General features: G+C 57.6%; 18 protein-coding genes. 7 read left to right on the top strand and 11 right to left on the bottom strand.

The window, feature by feature from the left end; all coding sequences use genetic code 11:
* Positions 1-3: 3 nt before the first annotated feature.
* Positions 4-1,071, bottom strand: a complete 1,068-nt coding sequence (aroC, locus tag J9777_RS10230) for a chorismate synthase (RefSeq protein ID WP_209348746.1) — start codon at positions 1,069-1,071, stop codon at positions 4-6.
* On the opposite strand from aroC, the gene J9777_RS10225 reads away from it, so the two are divergent.
* The 5 genes from J9777_RS10225 to ruvB all read left to right on the top strand — a co-directional run bounded on the left by J9777_RS10225 (position 1,070) and on the right by ruvB (position 4,180).
* On the top strand, positions 1,070-1,267 hold the full coding sequence (locus J9777_RS10225) for a hypothetical protein (RefSeq protein ID WP_209348745.1): 198 nt from the start codon (positions 1,070-1,072) through the stop codon (positions 1,265-1,267). The genes aroC and J9777_RS10225 overlap by 2 nt on opposite strands.
* 155 nt (positions 1,268-1,422) lie before the next feature.
* Positions 1,423-2,025, top strand: a complete 603-nt coding sequence (gene ruvA / locus J9777_RS10220) for a Holliday junction branch migration protein RuvA (RefSeq protein ID WP_209348744.1) — start codon at positions 1,423-1,425, stop codon at positions 2,023-2,025.
* 11 nt (positions 2,026-2,036) lie between these two features.
* Positions 2,037-2,594 (top strand): DsrE family protein, encoded by a 558-nt coding sequence (locus tag J9777_RS10215; RefSeq protein ID WP_348631986.1) that lies wholly within the window; start codon positions 2,037-2,039, stop codon positions 2,592-2,594.
* A gap of 42 nt (positions 2,595-2,636) precedes the next feature.
* Positions 2,637-3,119: a hypothetical protein gene (locus J9777_RS10210; protein ID WP_209348743.1), complete on the top strand. Its 483-nt coding sequence runs from the start codon at positions 2,637-2,639 to the stop codon at positions 3,117-3,119.
* Complete coding sequence (gene ruvB / locus J9777_RS10205; RefSeq protein ID WP_209348742.1) at positions 3,116-4,180, top strand: Holliday junction branch migration DNA helicase RuvB; 1,065 nt, start codon at positions 3,116-3,118, stop codon at positions 4,178-4,180. The genes J9777_RS10210 and ruvB overlap by 4 nt, the downstream gene beginning before the upstream one ends.
* Positions 4,181-4,826: 646 nt before the next feature.
* Here the strand turns inward: ruvB and J9777_RS10200 are convergent.
* From J9777_RS10200 to J9777_RS10180, 5 genes are all read right to left on the bottom strand, one after another.
* Positions 4,827-5,534 (bottom strand): hypothetical protein, encoded by a 708-nt coding sequence (locus tag J9777_RS10200; protein WP_209348741.1) that lies wholly within the window; start codon positions 5,532-5,534, stop codon positions 4,827-4,829.
* Positions 5,535-5,567: 33 nt separating this feature from the next.
* Positions 5,568-6,152 (bottom strand): hypothetical protein, encoded by a 585-nt coding sequence (locus J9777_RS10195; protein ID WP_209348740.1) that lies wholly within the window; start codon positions 6,150-6,152, stop codon positions 5,568-5,570.
* 68 nt (positions 6,153-6,220) lie between these two features.
* The gene (locus tag J9777_RS10190) at positions 6,221-6,739 is read right to left on the bottom strand and encodes a rhodanese-like domain-containing protein (RefSeq protein ID WP_209348739.1); all 519 of its coding nucleotides are present in this window, start codon (positions 6,737-6,739) and stop codon (positions 6,221-6,223) included.
* A gap of 111 nt (positions 6,740-6,850) precedes the next feature.
* Positions 6,851-9,523, bottom strand: a complete 2,673-nt coding sequence (acnA, locus tag J9777_RS10185) for an aconitate hydratase AcnA (protein ID WP_209348738.1) — start codon at positions 9,521-9,523, stop codon at positions 6,851-6,853.
* A 177-nt stretch (positions 9,524-9,700) separates the two neighbouring features.
* Positions 9,701-10,597, bottom strand: coding sequence for a DMT family transporter (locus J9777_RS10180; protein WP_209348737.1), 897 nt, complete (start codon positions 10,595-10,597; stop codon positions 9,701-9,703).
* A gap of 201 nt (positions 10,598-10,798) precedes the next feature.
* On the opposite strand from J9777_RS10180, the gene J9777_RS10175 reads away from it, so the two are divergent.
* The gene (locus J9777_RS10175; protein WP_348631985.1) at positions 10,799-12,187 is read left to right on the top strand and encodes a L,D-transpeptidase family protein; all 1,389 of its coding nucleotides are present in this window, start codon (positions 10,799-10,801) and stop codon (positions 12,185-12,187) included.
* 19 nt (positions 12,188-12,206) lie between these two features.
* Here the strand turns inward: J9777_RS10175 and J9777_RS10170 are convergent, their stop codons facing one another.
* On the bottom strand, positions 12,207-12,938 hold the full coding sequence (locus tag J9777_RS10170) for a murein L,D-transpeptidase catalytic domain-containing protein (RefSeq protein WP_209348736.1): 732 nt from the start codon (positions 12,936-12,938) through the stop codon (positions 12,207-12,209).
* 84 nt (positions 12,939-13,022) lie between these two features.
* Between J9777_RS10170 and J9777_RS10165 the strand changes: the two genes are divergently transcribed.
* Positions 13,023-13,502 (top strand): hypothetical protein, encoded by a 480-nt coding sequence (locus J9777_RS10165; RefSeq protein ID WP_209348735.1) that lies wholly within the window; start codon positions 13,023-13,025, stop codon positions 13,500-13,502.
* 15 nt (positions 13,503-13,517) lie between these two features.
* On the opposite strand, the gene J9777_RS10160 is transcribed toward J9777_RS10165, so the two are convergent.
* The 4 genes from J9777_RS10160 to J9777_RS10145 are packed head-to-tail and all read right to left on the bottom strand — an operon-like array spanning position 13,518 to position 17,032.
* Positions 13,518-14,096 carry a TIGR02281 family clan AA aspartic protease gene (locus tag J9777_RS10160; protein ID WP_209348734.1) on the bottom strand — a complete coding sequence of 193 codons (579 nt, stop codon included), beginning with the start codon at positions 14,094-14,096 and terminating at the stop codon, positions 13,518-13,520.
* A 24-nt stretch (positions 14,097-14,120) separates the two neighbouring features.
* Positions 14,121-14,645 carry a thioredoxin family protein gene (locus J9777_RS10155; protein ID WP_209348733.1) on the bottom strand — a complete coding sequence of 175 codons (525 nt, stop codon included), beginning with the start codon at positions 14,643-14,645 and terminating at the stop codon, positions 14,121-14,123.
* The gene (locus J9777_RS10150) at positions 14,642-16,078 is read right to left on the bottom strand and encodes a hypothetical protein (protein ID WP_209348732.1); all 1,437 of its coding nucleotides are present in this window, start codon (positions 16,076-16,078) and stop codon (positions 14,642-14,644) included. The genes J9777_RS10155 and J9777_RS10150 overlap by 4 nt, the downstream gene beginning before the upstream one ends.
* A gap of 39 nt (positions 16,079-16,117) precedes the next feature.
* Positions 16,118-17,032: a histone deacetylase gene (locus tag J9777_RS10145; RefSeq protein WP_209348731.1), complete on the bottom strand. Its 915-nt coding sequence runs from the start codon at positions 17,030-17,032 to the stop codon at positions 16,118-16,120.
* Between the last annotated feature and the right edge of the window lie 3 nt (positions 17,033-17,035).

Raw genomic sequence — 17,035 nt, 5'->3', positions numbered from 1 at the left:
GTTTCACCCGCATTGCGCGCGGTGGAGCATTTTGTGATCGGCCAGCACCAGCGCCATCATCGCTTCGACAACGGGTGTTCCGCGAATACCGACACACGGATCGTGGCGGCCTTTGGTGCGTATTTCGGTATTATTTCCGTCGCGGTCGATTGTCTCGACAGGTGTCAGGATCGAACTGGTTGGTTTGAAGGCCACGCGGCACACAACCGGCTGTCCGGTCGAGATGCCGCCCGAGATACCGCCCGCATGATTTGCCTCAAATTCGGGACCATCCTCGCCTGTACGCATCGGATCGGCGTTTTGCTCGCCCGATAGTTTGGCCACACCGAAACCGTCGCCGATCTCAACGCCTTTGACCGCATTGATGCTCATCATCCCGCCTGCGAGGTCCGCATCCAGCTTGGCATAGACGGGCGCCCCCCAGCCTGCGGGGACACCCTCGGCCACGCATTCGACTACTGCGCCGAGCGACGATCCGGCCTTGCGTGCATCATCAACCAATGTTTCCCAGCGCTTGGCCGCAGCCGGATCAGGGCAGAAGAACGGGTTATTGCCGATCTCAGCAAAATCGATGTTGGATCGATCAATCTCATCATCGCCGATCTGGCTGACATAGGCAGTGATTTTCACTTCGGACAGGACCAGCCGTGCCACAGAACCGGCCGCAACCCGTGCAGCAGTTTCGCGCGCTGAACTGCGACCGCCGCCCCGATAATCGCGGAAGCCGTACTTTGCATCATAAGCGTAGTCTGCATGGCCGGGGCGATAGGCTTTGGCGACTTCGGAATAGTCTTTGCTGCGTTGATCGACATTTTCGATCACCAGCGAAATCGGGGTGCCTGTCGTCTTTCCCTCGAACACGCCTGACAGGATTTTGACCTGGTCGGGTTCTTTCCGCTGCGTCGTAAATTTCGATTGACCGGGTTTGCGCGCATCCATGAATGGCTGGATATCGCCTTCGCTCAGCGCCAATCCGGGCGGGCAGCCGTCCAGCACCGCGCCCAGCGCGGGTCCGTGGCTTTCCCCCCAAGTCGTGAAGCGCAAAACGCGTCCAAAAGTGTTCCAGCTCATGCACGCCTATTCGCGCAAAGTTCCGTCCGTGTCGAGCGTCGTCGAAACACCAATAGTTGAGGCGACCAAAGATCGCCTCGCGGTCACACTCCCGATCAAGGGCGATTTCCTACCCGAGAATGATCTGCCATCATTGCCTGATGTGCTTTCCTATTCCCCTTCTCGATACAGTCCCAAGTGTCCGCCGATCGTCTGAAAACTATTTGCGATTAGACCCTGTTCCATCTGTTCCATCTATTCAGGCTTGTGGATGGGAGGCTGAACGATGCGGTTACCACTGGCCAAATGATTCGCGGCAGGGCAGGAACATAACGCGCTCAAATAGCGAAGCGGTAGCGCAGAAAGTAACGTATGATTGCTAAGCTAAAAGGGCTACTCGACGAAACCGGCACTGACTGGGCGGTTCTGGACGTTCAGGGGGTCGGATATCTGGTCCATTGCTCGGCCAAGACGCTGGCTGCGCTGGGCGAAGTGGGTGAGGCGGCAACGGTCTATACCGATTTGCAAGTCAGCGAGAACGATATGCGTCTGCTCGGTTTTGCAGAGGCATCGGAGCGCGACTGGTTCCGCTTGCTGACACAGGTGCAAGGCGTAGGCAGCAAGGTCGCGCTGGCGATCCTGTCGGCGCTCTCAACTGCCGAGGTTCAAACCGCCTGTGCCAATGGCGATGCTGCCATGGTTGCGCGCGCTAATGGGGTCGGGCCGAAACTGGCGGGCCGGATCGTCAACGAGTTGAAAGATAAAGCTGGCGCGCTTCCGGCATCGGCTGGCGGCGCAGCGGTGGCGATCACACCTGCAGGCGGCGCGAGTGCGGATGCGCTCAGTGCGCTGGAAAATCTCGGCTTCAAACCGGTAGCGGCGGCAAGGGCTGTCGCTGAGGCGCAGGACGAATTGGGTGCTGACGCAAGCGAGGGCGATCTAATCCGCGTGGCGCTGAAGAAGGCGGCGGGATGATGGAGGCAGTAGTGCGAATTTTGATACTTTTGGCGGCAATGGTGATCGCGGCTCCGGCTGCGGCGCAGGATTTGAGCAAGTTCAAAACCGGCCCGGTATTTGAAGATTTCGGGCCGCATGCGCCGATTGAAGGGATCGACAATGTTCCGGCGGACACCGAGTTTTCGGTCGCTTTCGATGTCGCTAAACCGGCCGAAGAAGGGGCCCGAAATCGCGGGTTTGAGAGCGCGGCACGGTTTATCAATATGCATGTCGCGGCGGGTGTCGATCCGGACAATATCCGCATTGCGGTGGTGGTGCATGGCAAGGCGTCGCTGGATTTGCTCAATGATGTGGCTTGGGCTGCACGGCAGCCGGTGGGCGAGGAAGAAGAAGCTCCCGAAAACCCGTCAGGCGCGATGATCCGCGTCATGCTCGATCACGGTGTACGCTTTATCCTCTGCGGTCAAAGCGGCGCGGCATACGGGATCGAGCAAGCTGATCTGATACCGGGCGTTGAAACGGCACTGTCAGCAATGACCGCGCATGCGCTGCTGCAACAGCGCGGCTATACGGTGAACCCGTTTTGATCCTAAACTGGCAGGGTTGGTTTTCGTTCAAAGGAACAGGCTATGGCTAACGAGAAAGACAGCGAACACTCAATCCTCAAAATGGCCGAGTTCGAAAGCAAACGGAGGTCAGCCGAAATTGAGGAAAGGCGGCGCTATGCGCACGACTATGAGCAGGCAACCATTAAAGGGCTTTTTCTGGCAAATGGCGCTGCAATTATCAGTTTGATCACATTGGTTGGTAACAGTGATATCCAAGTCGATAAGTATGCACTCTACTGGTCATTTGTATGGTTTTCTATTGGGCTAGTGTTCGCAATGTTTGCAAACATTCTCGGTGCTATGTCTCAAGATCGGATGGCGAGTGCAGCGCACTGGACGGCCATTGAAGCAGAAGCGAGGTCAGTGCAGTTAGAATATGAACGCCGATCGAAGGCGCATGCGAAGAGTGGCAATAGCCTGTTCCGAGCTTCAATGGCATCGAGCTTCTTGGCGCTTGTTCTGTTTGTTTCAGGGGCGATGGTCGCGTTGGGCGCAGTCACATGACCGATAACCCCGACCTCTCCCCCGAGCGCCAGCCTGAGGATCAGGACGCAGCCTTGCGTCCCAAGTCGCTGACCGAATTTATCGGCCAGGAGGCGGCGCGTGATAACCTCCGTGTGTTTATCGAGAGCGCCAAATCGCGCGATGAGGCGATGGACCATGTGTTGTTCTTTGGCCCTCCCGGTCTCGGTAAGACCACGCTGGCGCAGATTGTTGCCAAGGAATTGGGCGTTGGTTTCCGCGCGACATCGGGGCCCGTTATCGGCAAGGCTGGCGATCTGGCGGCGCTGCTGACCAATCTCGAAGAAGGCGATGTCCTGTTTGTTGACGAGATTCACCGGCTCAATCCGGTGGTTGAGGAAGTGCTCTATCCGGCGATGGAGGATCGCGCGCTCGATCTGATTATCGGTGAAGGCCCATCAGCGCGCAGCGTGCGGATTGATTTGCCACCCTTCACATTGGTTGGAGCGACAACGCGGCAGGGCTTGCTAACCACGCCTTTGCGCGACCGTTTCGGCATTCCGGTACGGCTCAATTTCTATACCGAGGAAGAGCTGGAGCGGGTTGTGACGCGGGGGGCAAAGTTGCTTGATATGGCGATTGAGCCTGCGGGCGCGCGCGAGATTGCGCGCCGCGCGCGGGGGACTCCGCGTGTCGCAGGACGCTTGATGCGCCGTGTTCGTGACTTCGCGCATGTGGCTGGTGACGGTGTTGTGACGGCCAAGATCGCGGACGAAGCGCTCACCCGTTTGGAGGTCGACAGTCTCGGCCTTGATGCAATGGACCGGCGCTATTTGCACATGATTGCAGGCATTTACAAAGGCGGTCCCGTTGGCGTGGAAACGCTCGCAGCCGGCCTCGCCGAACCGCGCGATACGATAGAGGAAGTGGTTGAACCCTTCCTGATCCAGCTGGGTCTGGTTGCCCGCACGGCACGGGGGCGGTGCCTCAATGATCTGGGGTGGAAACACCTCGAGATGGACCCGCCTAAGGCCGCGAATCAGCGCCCAAGTGATTCGGGATCGGAGACGTCGCAAACAGGCTTGTTCGACGGAAAAAGTTAATAGCGCGGTAGGGTTTAGCGCGATTTTGGTTCCATTGTGGGACAAGTCGCGGAATCGCGCCGTTCATCGCGCAGAAATTTTCCGAATCGGCGGTTTTTCATGGTTAATTTGATTGCCGGTTAAGGGGTCAAGGCGCTTCTTGCTGTTCGAGGGAATTGAATGGAGGCGGACCCGCTGCTCTCCAAACATCCCGAGAGTAACAAGAGAGTTTGCCCATGTCGGTAAAAATGGCCCTAGCGAAATTGTCTGCGACAGCAGCAGGCGGAGCGCTTCTAGCAGGTGGTGCGGTGCATGTCGCCGAAACCCCAGTTACGGATAGCCCGACTTACAAGTCGGTTAAGTCTGAGCCGCGCTCGGTCAAAGCGAAGCCCGTACGCTATATTAAAGAGCGTCCGACAACGCGGAAGCGCATCGTGCGCACTGTACCCCGCAAGCGCCGGATCGTGCGCCGCGAGGTTGAGTGTCAGCCAGTTGGTAACGGTGGCTATGCCTATGCGAACCCTGCACATGCGGGTGCCGGTGTAGTTGGCGGCAACAATGGTGCTTATACAGGGGGTGCCTATGCGGGCGGCGCCACTTACGTAAATGGACAAGTAGACGGCTGTGCGCCGGCCTATCAAATGGCGCTGGCAGCAATTCCGGCTCCTTATGCCGCTCCACCGCAGCCTCCTTTCCAAGGCGGTAGCAGCGGCGGGGTAACCGTAATCGGTGGCAGCGGCGGATTTGGTGGCGGTTTCGGCGGCGGCTTCTTTGGCGGTTTCTTCGGTGGCGGTAGTAGCTCGGGCGGCAGCGTTGTTGTCAGTTCGACCACAACAACTTCTGGCGGTACGTCTTCGAGCGGTGGCTCTTCGACTGGCGGCGATATTATCATCGATATCGACAATTCCAGCGGTGGTAGCGGCGGCACCAGCACAAGCACCGGCGGTGTTACCAGTACAACTGGCGGTAGCACCACTGGCGGCATTAGCAGCACTTCGGGCAATGTCTCTTCGACATCCAGCTCGGGTGGCAGCAGCACAACCACAGGCGGTGTCAGCACATCGACCGGCGGTGTTTCGACATCAACCGGCGGGATCAGCAGCACCAGCACATCGGGCAATGTCTCGACGTCGACCGGTGGTGTATCGAGCTCTTCAGGCAATGTGTCATCATCGACTGGCGGCGTTTCGAGTTCGAGCGGTAACGTTTCCAGTTCATCTGGCAACGTTTCCAGCTCTAGCGGTAACGTCTCGAGTTCTTCGGGTAACGTTTCCAGTTCGAGCGGTAACAATGCATCGTCTTCGAGCAGCAGCTCGTCCAGCTCCAGTTCTTCGTCTTCGTCGTCCTCCAGCTCTTCAAGCTCGGGCGGTAGCAATGGCGGAATGACTTCGGGCGGATCAAATGGCGGTCACCCAGGTACCACCACCGGCGGCAGCAATGGCGGCTCGGGCGGCAGTTCGGGTAGCTCGAGCAGTTCGTCATCGTCTTCTTCGTCGAGCAGCAGCTCGTCGTCGTCTGGCGGTAGCAATGGCGGTACCAGCGGCATGACATCGACTGGCGGATCGTCGGGTTCGAGCTCCAGCAGCTCGTCCTCGTCGAGCAGCTCCAGCTCTTCGAGCTCGGGCGGCAGCACCGGCGGCGCGACCAGCAGCGGTTCGTCCTCGGGTAGCTCGTCATCGAGTGGTTCGTCATCGTCTTCGGGCGGCAGCACTGGTGGCGCGACATCGAGCGGTTCGTCTTCGAGCAGTTCGTCGTCTTCGTCGAGTTCTAGCTCGTCCTCGTCGGGCAACATGACCAGCTCGACCAGCAGCTCGTCCGGTAGCTCCTCTTCGAGCAGCAGCTCTAGCTCATCTTCGTCGAGCAGCTCGTCTTCGGGCAGCTCTTCGACTTCGGGCGGTACAACGGGCGGAACTCCGGTTCCTGCACCGCCAATGATGATCCTATTCGGGCTGGCTGCAGCAGCAGTCCTCGGACGCAAGAAGTTCAAACTCACGAAAACGGCCTAACCGCCTCTTCGGAACTTCAGACTAAAGGGCGGCTCCTGACGGTGCCGCCCTTTTTCTATGCGTCAGTGTCTTCTTCTGATTCTTTTGCGGCGACCCAATCGAGATCAGATGTCGGGACGACGTCCGCCAACTCCCACACATTGGTGTAGCCATATCCGTGGAGATTGATGAAGGTCGGGATGTTGAGCGCCAGCGGCGCGCGCTTGCTGACGACCGGGCGGATATCATCGCTGAAATTGTTGTTACAATAGATAAAGATTGGCCGGGTTTGATCCTTGCCGAGAACCTTGGCCAGCTTCTCATCTGTAAAGTCGGAGAACGGCAGGTTGATCGCGCCCGCGATATGACCTTCGGCGAAAGCCGCAGCGGAGCGGGTGTCGAGCAAGATCGCTCCCTCGGCTTGCGAACGTTTGATAAATTCTGCGATTGGTAGCCGATGCGCTTCGCGCACTTCCGCGAGTTCTATTGTCAGTTTGACGAACCCGTCATAGTCGATCTGCGGATTGGCCTCTTGGGCGGATGCCGGTGTAGCTGCGAGGATGGTTGTGGCAATTCCCAATACTACGGCACGCATAGCGATCTCCCATTGATCGGGAAAAACTGCTCTGCCGCCGCTGTATCGAGGCTGAATACAAAAAGAGCCCCGCCGTAGCGGAGCCCTTTCGTGATTGATTGATCGGCCGTGTTACGCGGCGAGTTTGCGCAGTACGTAATGGAGAATGCCGCCATTGCGGTAATACTCCATCTCGTTTGCGGTATCGATCCGGCATTGTGCGGTGAAGGTGAACTCGGTGCCATCGGCGCGAGTCACAGCCACTTCAACATCCTGACCGGGGGTCAGATCGGCGAGGCCAAGAATGCTGAAGCTGTCTTCGCCTGTGAGGCCGAGAGTTTCGCGTGTGTCGCCATCTTTGAACTGCAGCGGCAGCACGCCCATGCCGACAAGGTTGGAGCGGTGAATGCGCTCAAAGCTCTCGACTATCACGGCGCGGACACCCAGCAGGATGGTACCCTTCGCGGCCCAGTCACGGCTGGAGCCGGTGCCATATTCCTTGCCGCCAACAACGATCAGCGGAGTGCCATCGGCTTTGTGCTTCATGGCAGCGTCGTAAATCGCCATCTGCTCGCCATTATAGGTGGTGTAGCCACCCTCGACGCCCGGAACCATTTCGTTCTTGATACGGATATTGGCGAAGGTGCCGCGCATCATCACCTCATGATTACCGCGGCGGCTGCCGTAGGAGTTGAAGTCCGCTTTAGCGACCTGATTGCTCATCAGATATTCGCCAGCTGGGCTGTCTTCCTTAATCGCACCTGCGGGTGAGATGTGGTCGGTGGTGACCGAATCGCCCAGTACCGCCAGCGGCTTCGCGCCGTTGATGTCGGTGATCGGGGCAGGGGTCATATCCATGCCTTCGAAATATGGCGGGTTGGCAACATAGGTGCTGCCGGGACGCCATTGGTATGTGTCCGAACCGTCGACATTGATTGCTTGCCAATGCTCATCGCCTTCATAGACATTGGCATAGCGGGTCTCGAACATTGCGCGGTCGATCGAGCTTGCGCGGAGGTTCGCGATTTCGAGATTGGACGGCCAGATATCCTTCAGGAACACATCCGCACCATCTTGATCTTGGCCAAGCGGTGTATCGACCATGTCGGTGGTAACCGTGCCGCGAAGGGCATAAGCAACAACCAGTGGCGGCGATGCGAGGAAGTTCGCTTGAACATCCGGCGATACGCGACCTTCGAAGTTGCGGTTGCCCGAGAGGACTGACGCAGCGACGATACTGTTGCCGTTGATCGCCTTGCTGATCGGCGGTGCGAGCGGGCCCGAGTTGCCGATACAGGTTGTGCAACCATAGCCAACTAGATCGAAGCCAATCGCGTCGAGATCATCCTGCAATCCGGCTTTTTCAAGGTAGTCCGTGACCACCTGAGAACCCGGTGCGAGGCTGGTCTTGACCCACGGCTTCGGCGCGAGGCCTTTTGCGCGCGCCTTCCGTGCAACCAGACCGGCAGCGATCAGCACATCGGGGTTCGATGTGTTGGTGCAGCTGGTAATCGCAGCGATCACGACGTCGCCATCGCCAATGTCATGATCTTTGCCCTCGACAGGGGTGCGCTCTGCGGCGTCTTTCTTGAAGATCTTCTTCAGATCGCCGTTGAACAGCTCGTCCACATTGGGGAGCGTGACCTTGTCTTGTGGACGCTTAGGACCAGCAAGCGATGGCACAACGCTGGCCATGTCGAGGCTGAGAGTTTTTGTGAAGACAGGCTCGTTTGCCGGATCGAACCACATGCCCTGCTCCTTGGCATAGGCTTCGATGAGCGCGATCTGGTCTTCATCACGGCCAGTTAGGCGCATGTAATCGATGGTTTTGTCGTCGATGCCGAAGAAACCGCATGTTGCGCCATATTCGGGTGCCATATTGGCGATGGTTGCGCGGTCAGCGAGGCTGAGATTCGCGACACCAGGGCCGTAGAACTCAACGAAGCTACCAACAACGCCAACTTCGCGCAGCATTTGCACGCAGGTTAGGACGAGGTCAGTCGCGGTCACCCCTTCTGGCATCGCACCGTCGAGCTTGAAGCCGCAGACTTGCGGTACCAGCATCGAAACAGGCTGGCCGAGCATCGCTGCCTCAGCCTCAATACCGCCAACACCCCAGCCCAGCACGCCAAGGCCGTTGATCATCGTGGTGTGGCTGTCCGTACCGACGCAGGTGTCAGGATAAGCAACCATTGTGCCGTCAGGACCAGCCGACGACCACACGCCTTGGCCAATGTGTTCAAGGTTCACCTGGTGGCAAATGCCCGTGCCCGGAGGAACGGCTTTGAAATTGTCGAGGCTTTTCGCGCCCCATTTCAGGAAGTCATAACGCTCTGCGTTACGCTGATATTCCATTTCGACATTGTGCTCGAATGCTTTGGGATGGCCGAACTCGTCAACCATGACCGAGTGATCGATCACGAGGTGCACAGGAACTTGCGGGTTAATCTTCTGCGTATCGCCGCCCAGCTTGCCAATCGCATCGCGCATTGCAGCAAGGTCAACCACGCAAGGGACGCCGGTAAAGTCTTGTAACAACACGCGTGCGGGGCGGTACTGAATCTCGCTGCCGGTTTTGGGGTCTTTCTGCCAATCGGCCAGACCCTGAATGTCGTCGGTCGACACGGTGAACCCGCCATCTTCGAAGCGCAGCAGGTTTTCCAGAAGGACTTTCATCGAGAACGGCAGCTTGCTGACGTCACCGATTTTCTCAGCCGCTTTGGCAAGCGAGTAATAGGCGTATTCTTTACCGCCTACGGAGAGAGTGCTGCGTGTGCCGAGTGTGTCCTTACCGACCTGCGTCATCCGGGTGTTTCCTTTCGAGTGTGAGGTCCGCTCAGCAACCCTGCGGTGGACGCGGGTGGCGGCGAACGAATATCTGTCGCGGCACCTGCTCTTTCAGGCCGCTTTGGTCAAGACTTCGCACCTGCAAAATCGGCCAAATTACGCCTGAAACGCAGGAATTCTTACCTAATCAAGCCGCTAAAGCGCAGTTTGTTCCGTTTGGGGGACTTTCGGGCGCTGTCTCGCCGCGATCCAGCAGCCGATCACGATCAGGACTGTACCGGCAATTGTGGTGAGCGTGATCGTCTCTTTGAAAAACAGCCAGCCAAACAAAGCGGCCCATAAAAAGCCCGAATATTCCATCGGGACCAGCGCCTGCGTTTCTGCGCGGGCATAGGCCCATGTGATCGCGAAAGAGCCGAGCAGCGTCAGGATCGCGGCGGCTGCCAGATCACCCAGCACATGCACTTCAGGGACCGCAAAAAACCATGGTGCGAAGACCGCAAGAACCAGCCCGGCGACACCGCTATGGAAGGTCGTGGCTTCCAAGGGGCTGGAGACCTGTGCTTGCCGCCGGATAACAATGAAATTGTAAGCGTAAAGCAGCGCTGAAAACAGGATGGCGGCCAAGCCCTTAAGCGTTTCGGTATCGTAGTTAGCCGCGCCCAGCCTGCCGCTGATAATGATAATCGTACCGATCAGACCCAATACAGAAGCAATAATGGCTTCGCGCTGGATACTCTCACCAAGCAGGATTGCGGCTAGATACAGCGCAATCAGCGGCGCGATAAAGGATATCGCAATGGCCTCTGCAATCGGCAATTTTGTAATCGCATAGAAGAAACTCAGTGCCATGAACCCGGAAACCGTACCGCGTAGTGCATGTAGCTTGAGCACATGCTTCTCCGGCCATTTCGGGCGCGTGCCCAACCACACTGGCGCGATCAATCCGGTTGCGATGGTCGAGCGGAGTAGCGCCGCGCTATAGGCGCCGGCGGCCAATGCAGCGCTTTTCATGAATGCGTCCATCAGCGACAAAAACCCGACACCGAGCAACGCCGCAATAAATGGTAGGATGACATGCTGCTTTGGCATGGCGCCGCGCATAGGCGCTGTGTGGCGCGGCGTCACCATTTTGCTGCGATTCAGCGTTCAGTCAGCCATCATGGTTGATGATGCGTTGATATTGGGGCAAATTCGAATCGCATCAGGGGCGCGATCCGCCCCGAAAATCGGAACGATTGCCCTTTAAAAGGATTATGACTGTACGCACAGTCAAGAATGATGGGACGCGACGTGAATACACTTATGACTATCCGGATTTCCTTGCTGAGCGCAGCAGCATGTTTGGTGCCTGCAGCACTGTCCGCGCAATCGACCGGCCCGGAGAACTTGATTCCCGAACCAAAAGAGATCGTGAGCGAGCCGGTAGAGGTCGAAGACGATGCGGTCGCGGCAACCCCTGTGGAACAAGCTATCGATGCGATGGCCGAACCAGATTTCCCGGAAACGCAAGTTTGGAGCATCGAGAATGCTCGTGCTCTTGCTGCAATTGTCGAAGGGATCGGCGCAGAGGGTCTTTATCCCGAAGACTACAATCTCTCCGGCTTGCGCCAAGCGATTGCGATTGGACCCGATGGCGGACTGAACGATGTGGCCAGCGAAAGCTTCCAGTTTCTGGTCGAGGATCTGCGCGATGGGCGCACACCAATGAAAGGTCGTAAGCAATGGTTTGTGCTTGATCCCGATGTCGACCGCTATCCCACTGACAAATTGATGGCTGATGCCGTTGAAAGCGGCGATATCGCGGGGGTTCTGGCGCGCATTATGCCGGAGCATCCCGATTATTTCCGTTTGAAAGACGAACTGGCCAACACACCAACGACCGATATGAACCGGCGCAAGCTGATCATCGCCAATATGGATCGCTGGCGCTGGCTGGCGCGCGATCTGGGCAGTCAGTATTTGATGACCAATGTGCCCGAATATCAGCTGCGCTTGACGGTCAATGACAAGATTATCCGCACCTACCGCACCGTGGTTGGCAAGCCAGGGCGTACAGCGACACCGCAGATCGCCGAAAGCGTTGAAGGCGTTATTTTCAACCCGACTTGGACCGTTCCGCAATCGATTGTGAAAGGCGAAGGCTTGGGTGCGCGCGTGCTAGGCAATCCAGCTTGGGCACGGGCGAAAGGCTACAAGGCGAGCAAAGGCGCGAACGGATGGGTGTCCGTTGTGCAGCAGCCAGGTCCGACAAATTCACTCGGGCTGATGAAGCTCGACATGCCCAATCGCCACGCAATCTTCTTCCATGACACGCCGTCGCGGCATTTGTTCAAGAATGCCAGCCGTGCGCTCAGCCATGGCTGTATCCGCACAGAGCGAGCAACCGAGTTAGCGATTACTCTGGCGATCTTGCAGGGCGGTCTTACTGGCGATGAAGCCGCAGCTGTGTTGAAGACGGGGAAGTATACTAAGATTGGCTTCGGCAAGACGATGCCCGCCTACATCACCTATTTCACGATGGCGCAGGACATTAACGGCGAGCTGCGGACGTTCCGCGACATCTACGGCCGAGACAAAGCAGTGCTCGACAGTTTCGAGAATCCGCGTGTGCCAAATCGCAGCCGGGTGACTGGCGAGCAGGTTATTCCAATCGAGAACGACCCACGCGATATCGTCTGATTTTGAAGTCTAAAGCGGCTTAGAAAACGCCAGGGTTGAGTTGCTCTGTCCCGGTCGGGTTCTCCGGCTGAAGCACTTCGACATTCTTCGGCACTTCTGCCTTCGGTTCTGGCGGTTTCACGATCGTTCCGTTTTCGGCCAGACCGAAACTGTCCGCGTGAAGCACTCGTCCGCCACCAAGTTGCAATAGTGCCAGCTTGAAATCTGCGTCGCTCATCGCGAAGCAGCCATTCGATCTGCCGAGCACACCCCATTTCTTGAGAAATTCCGGCTCTGCATATTTCGCGCGGTGCATTACGATAGCCCGGTCCAACGCGTTGTTGTTGGTCGGGTCGAGCCCTTCCAACCGGATCGAAGTGCCATAGCGACCAGTGTACCATCCAAAGGTCGCGTATGTGCCTTTGCTCGAGCAGTGCGAATTGTGCTCGTTCGAAAAATGGTTCAGCCATCCGTCATGATCCGGATCAGATCCGTCGCCATGGCTGACCAGATACGACTTCACCGTGCCGGCTTCCAGATTGACGAAGTGAAAGCGCGGTTCTGACGAACGCAGCCCATAATCGGCAATGCCGACATAATCTTCGTGCCACAGCATACCGCTGGCCCGGGCTTTGGCCTGAGCGCGTTTGGCGATCTCAGCCAGCTTGTCGTCGCGCGCAAAGCTGGATCGCGCTTGGGCAGGAAGCGTCGTTGGCAATGCCAGCATAGCGCCGGCAACTGCCGTGCTTTTGATAAGATCGCGTCTGTTCATTTGGACTTCGATACCATAGCATTATTGGACGCTTGCTGAATGCCACGAATTGGGGGCTATTCCAAGCATTGAGGGAGATCGGGCATGCACAATCGTTTCGGTGTAAAACTGGCATTGGTCGCCGCAGCGGTCGGAATGGTCAGCGGGCCGCATGCATTGGCCGACGAACCAGCGGAGTCCGAAGAAGCTCAGTCGACCGGCCAGTCCGAGAGAGCATTACAGCGATTGCGCGCAAATTCGGGCGTTACTCTGCAATGGATCAGTTGGGACTATCGCGGCGAAGTGATGCTGCGCGAGCGTGAAGATACTGTCTATCTTTCCGGCGGGCAGATTGATCGGAGAGGCGGCGGGACTCTGTGGCTCGACGGGGAAGTAGTTTCCTCAGGTGATGATCACTTCATATTTGAAGGCCTGATCCGCATCGCAAATGCACCCGATCAAGGGCGAATTTGCCAAGAAACCAAACGCTGGCGTTTCGCGATTACGCAGAACCGGAAATATTACCGGTTGCGCGAATTTGAATGGTGCGACGGTCTGACCGACTACATCGATATCTATTTCTGACGCCGAACCAGCAGTCTAGCTACCTTTCCAAACCATCTGATCCTTCACAATTTCGACTGAGTCGATCTGCGAAAGGAAGGATTGGCCGAGCAGTGATATTTCGAGGCCTTCGGGAATGATCACCGCTTGCACATTGCGCTGGGTTAGGCCGCCGACTTCGACCTGATCGATCATAGTTGCCACGCCATAGACTGCACCGCTGGCTCCGGTCCCGATTTGCCGGATATCAGAATCACTCCATGTCAATCCTGCTGCGCGGGCATCATTGCCGGTCAGTGCAATGACGCTGGCGCCGGTATCCACTAGGAACTCTGTCGATGCACCTTGGACCGTACCGTTGGCGTAGAAATGACCATCTGGCTGACGTTTCAGTGAGTGCCCGCCGCCGTACCATTCGGAATTTCCGCCTGAGGACTTGCCTCCTTGGGAGCGTGTATTGCGTGCTACCCTGTTGCCGCTATCGGCCCAATCCGACGTATCGACACCACGAATTTCGCTGTTCTGCGGTTGCTCAACCGCGTCCTCGTCTCCCTTGGGAAACATGGTCGCTACTGCGACCACTAGGCCGCCGCTGAAGAGTAAAGTCCGGTACATCCCCCAAACCATACGGGCAGGTGCTTAAGCCGCGGTAAAGCCCTCGAGCTCGTTGTATATCGCATCTTCGCTGCGGCTGGCGGCGTTGCGCCATGTCTTCGCGGTATCGGCGTTGAGCAATTCACCCAAGGGCGAGACGATCAGAACGTTTGGTGTGCCCGAAATATCGGTGACTCCGAAGCGCTCGGCGACATCCAGATTATGCCCGTCCTTTGTCTGCGGCATACCTATGTTCACGTAGACCAATTCGTAATGCTGCGCGATCAATTGCTCGAAGCGCGGCGTTTCCATCCATCCGGCGAAGGCGCGGCTATCATGGCACCAATTGGCGCCCAAAACGATCATCACGAGGCGATTTTCGGCCTCTGCCTTGAGCAGCGCGGCATCAACCGCGACTTTGGCATCGAGCGAAGCGTCATAGAGGCGCGCTTCGGGGTGATCGGTTTTGTCGCGACTGGCAGCAGCCACCGTCTGCGGGGCCGGATCAACATGCGCACATGCGGATAGAAAGACCGCGCTTGCCGAGAGGCAGAACGAGAGCGCTTTCATCGGTCCTGATGCTCCTCTCGTGCGGCAACAGCCAACCTTTGAAGGCCCGGTATACCTACCGCGATGGCTTCCTGAAAACCGCCCATCACGGCGAGGCGTGTGTCGCCTTCTGCCATCATTTTCGCGATTGTCATGCCGGTCGGATCAAGTCGAGCCTTGGAGAGCCACGCTGCGATTTTCGGGTTCTGCGACCAAGCGCCGCGATTCATGAAATTGGTCAACATTCCCAGCGGATAGGTGTTGGGCGTGTCGGTCAGAGGAGACGGAACACCAAGTGCATTCTTGGTCTCATCATCATCGAAGTTGGCCTCGAGGAATGCGGTCAGCGCAGAACTGAACGTTACCAGCGGCACATGTAGCGGCTGCAGCACAATCGTGTCGCCGCGGAACTGCGGGCCGTGCACACGCTGTTCGGTGAAGGGCACTGCGGTCGCGGTGCAATCGATAAACAGCGCGTCTTCCGGTACCGTTTCCTCCGCATGCGCAAATGTCATTGCGCCGGGTGCGATTGACGTCACACGTCCATGGCGAACCACATTCTTGATCTTCCGGAGTAACTCGACCTCGCCTTCGGAGATCGTGGCGTAGTGGAACATTTCCGGCTTCACGCTCTCATCGATGCGCAGCATGTAGCCGTCTTCGCCCAGTTTCTCGAACATCTCGTCGCCGGTCTCGGATGCCGCAGCGGCTTTAAGCTGGGCAATCTGGTTTCCGACAACATCCTCGAAAAAGTCGGGGCCGGGCTGGGTGTATGTCCGGTTGATGAGCCAGGAATCGCGCGGGCAGATCCATGTGATTGCATCGGGATCGACGCCCGCCTGAATGAGCCAAACCCCCGCGTCCATCGCAGTCTTGCCCGCGCCGACAATGACATAATGGCTCGGCAAATCGTCGCCGCGCATCCACAAATCGGGAAGCTCACCCGGGATCGCGATCGGAGTCCCCTCGGCTACCTCATATTGGCGGGTGTGCGTGGCGGGGACGGAGGTTTTGTAGAATGTCGCATCGACCGTCTTGCGCCGGATATCGACCGTTGTTTCCTTGCCCGAGAGGATCGATTTGAACTTTCCATCTCCGAGATATTCGGACAGCGGATGATAGCTGACCCGTCCGCTGGGCAGGAAGCGGCGGTTCATCAGATGTGAGAAATAGGCCGAAATCTCCGAACCATTCGCTAGCGGAAACAGACCTTTGTTGGGCCCGTGATCATCGACTACATCATTGCCGAAGCCCATCGAATTGACGCCGTAAAAGGCGCTCGGTTGGTGCAGGGCAACGAAAGAATAGGCGTCATTCCAATGCCCGCCTGGTTTGTCATGCATATCGACAATGGTGATGTGACAATCGGGGTCTTCATCCAGCATCGTATCGACAAAGGCGAGGCCAACTGCGCCTGCGCCAATGACGAGATAATCGGTTTCAAAGTCAGCCATGGTTTCGTTGTCCAATCAGATCGTGTTGCACCGGCTGTATCACCGGCCAACGGCTTTGGGCAGGGCGTTGTTTTGGGTGTGAGGCCAGCGCGCATTCTCGTCAGCCATGGCGAGCATTGACCGGGCATGACGGTCAGCGACAATCCGCTGGTCATTGCCATACCCGCCGCCGAGCGCGCTTGCGATGGGAATGCCGCGTTTGCGCGCTTCACGAACAGTAAAGCGGTCGCGGATGGTTAGGCCCTCATCGGTTAGATTGAGCCTGCCGAGCCGGTCGTCAGCATGGGGATCGACGCCCGCCTGATACAGGATTAACGACGGATCAAAGTCATCGATGATGAGTGGCAAATGGCGCGACAGCGTGTCCATATACCCGTCGTCATCGACGCCGTCTGGCAGCGCCACATCCAATGTTGAGCGGGCTTTGCGAACGGGGAAGTTTTTGTCCGCGTGCAACGATAGCGTGAAGATATCTTCGCACCCAGCGGTGAGGCTTGCGGTTCCGTCTCCTTGATGGACATCGAGGTCGACAATCAGAATGCGGGTTGCGTCACCTTCCGCGATCAGGCGATTGGCTGCGACTGCCAGATCGTTGAACACGCAATATCCCGCGCCGGTATCATGCAGCGCGTGGTGGCTTCCGGCGGCGCTGTTGGCGGCATAGCCGTGCTTGGTCGCAAGCTGCGCTGCTAGCCATGTCCCGCCATTGGTGTGGCGAACTCGGGAGGCGATGTGCGGCGTAACGGGGAAGCCGATGCGGCGTTCCTTTTCGTGCGGTACGGTCTGGGTGAACACTTCTTCGACATAGGAAGGATCGTGCACTGCCTCCAGCCATTCGCGCGGGCAGGGATCGGGTGCGTGTTCTGTCATCGCTGCGCCGCTTTCGCGTAGCGCGACCATTACCAGCTGATATTTGTCGAATTTGAATGTGCCGCGCTCGGGTGGCGGCGCCATATA

The sequence above is a fragment of the Pontixanthobacter sp. CEM42 genome, assembly GCF_017812015.1.
Classification (GTDB): domain Bacteria; phylum Pseudomonadota; class Alphaproteobacteria; order Sphingomonadales; family Sphingomonadaceae; genus Pontixanthobacter.
Note: the sequence above shows the minus strand (reverse complement) of the source record. Positions and strands in the feature narration are given on the sequence as shown.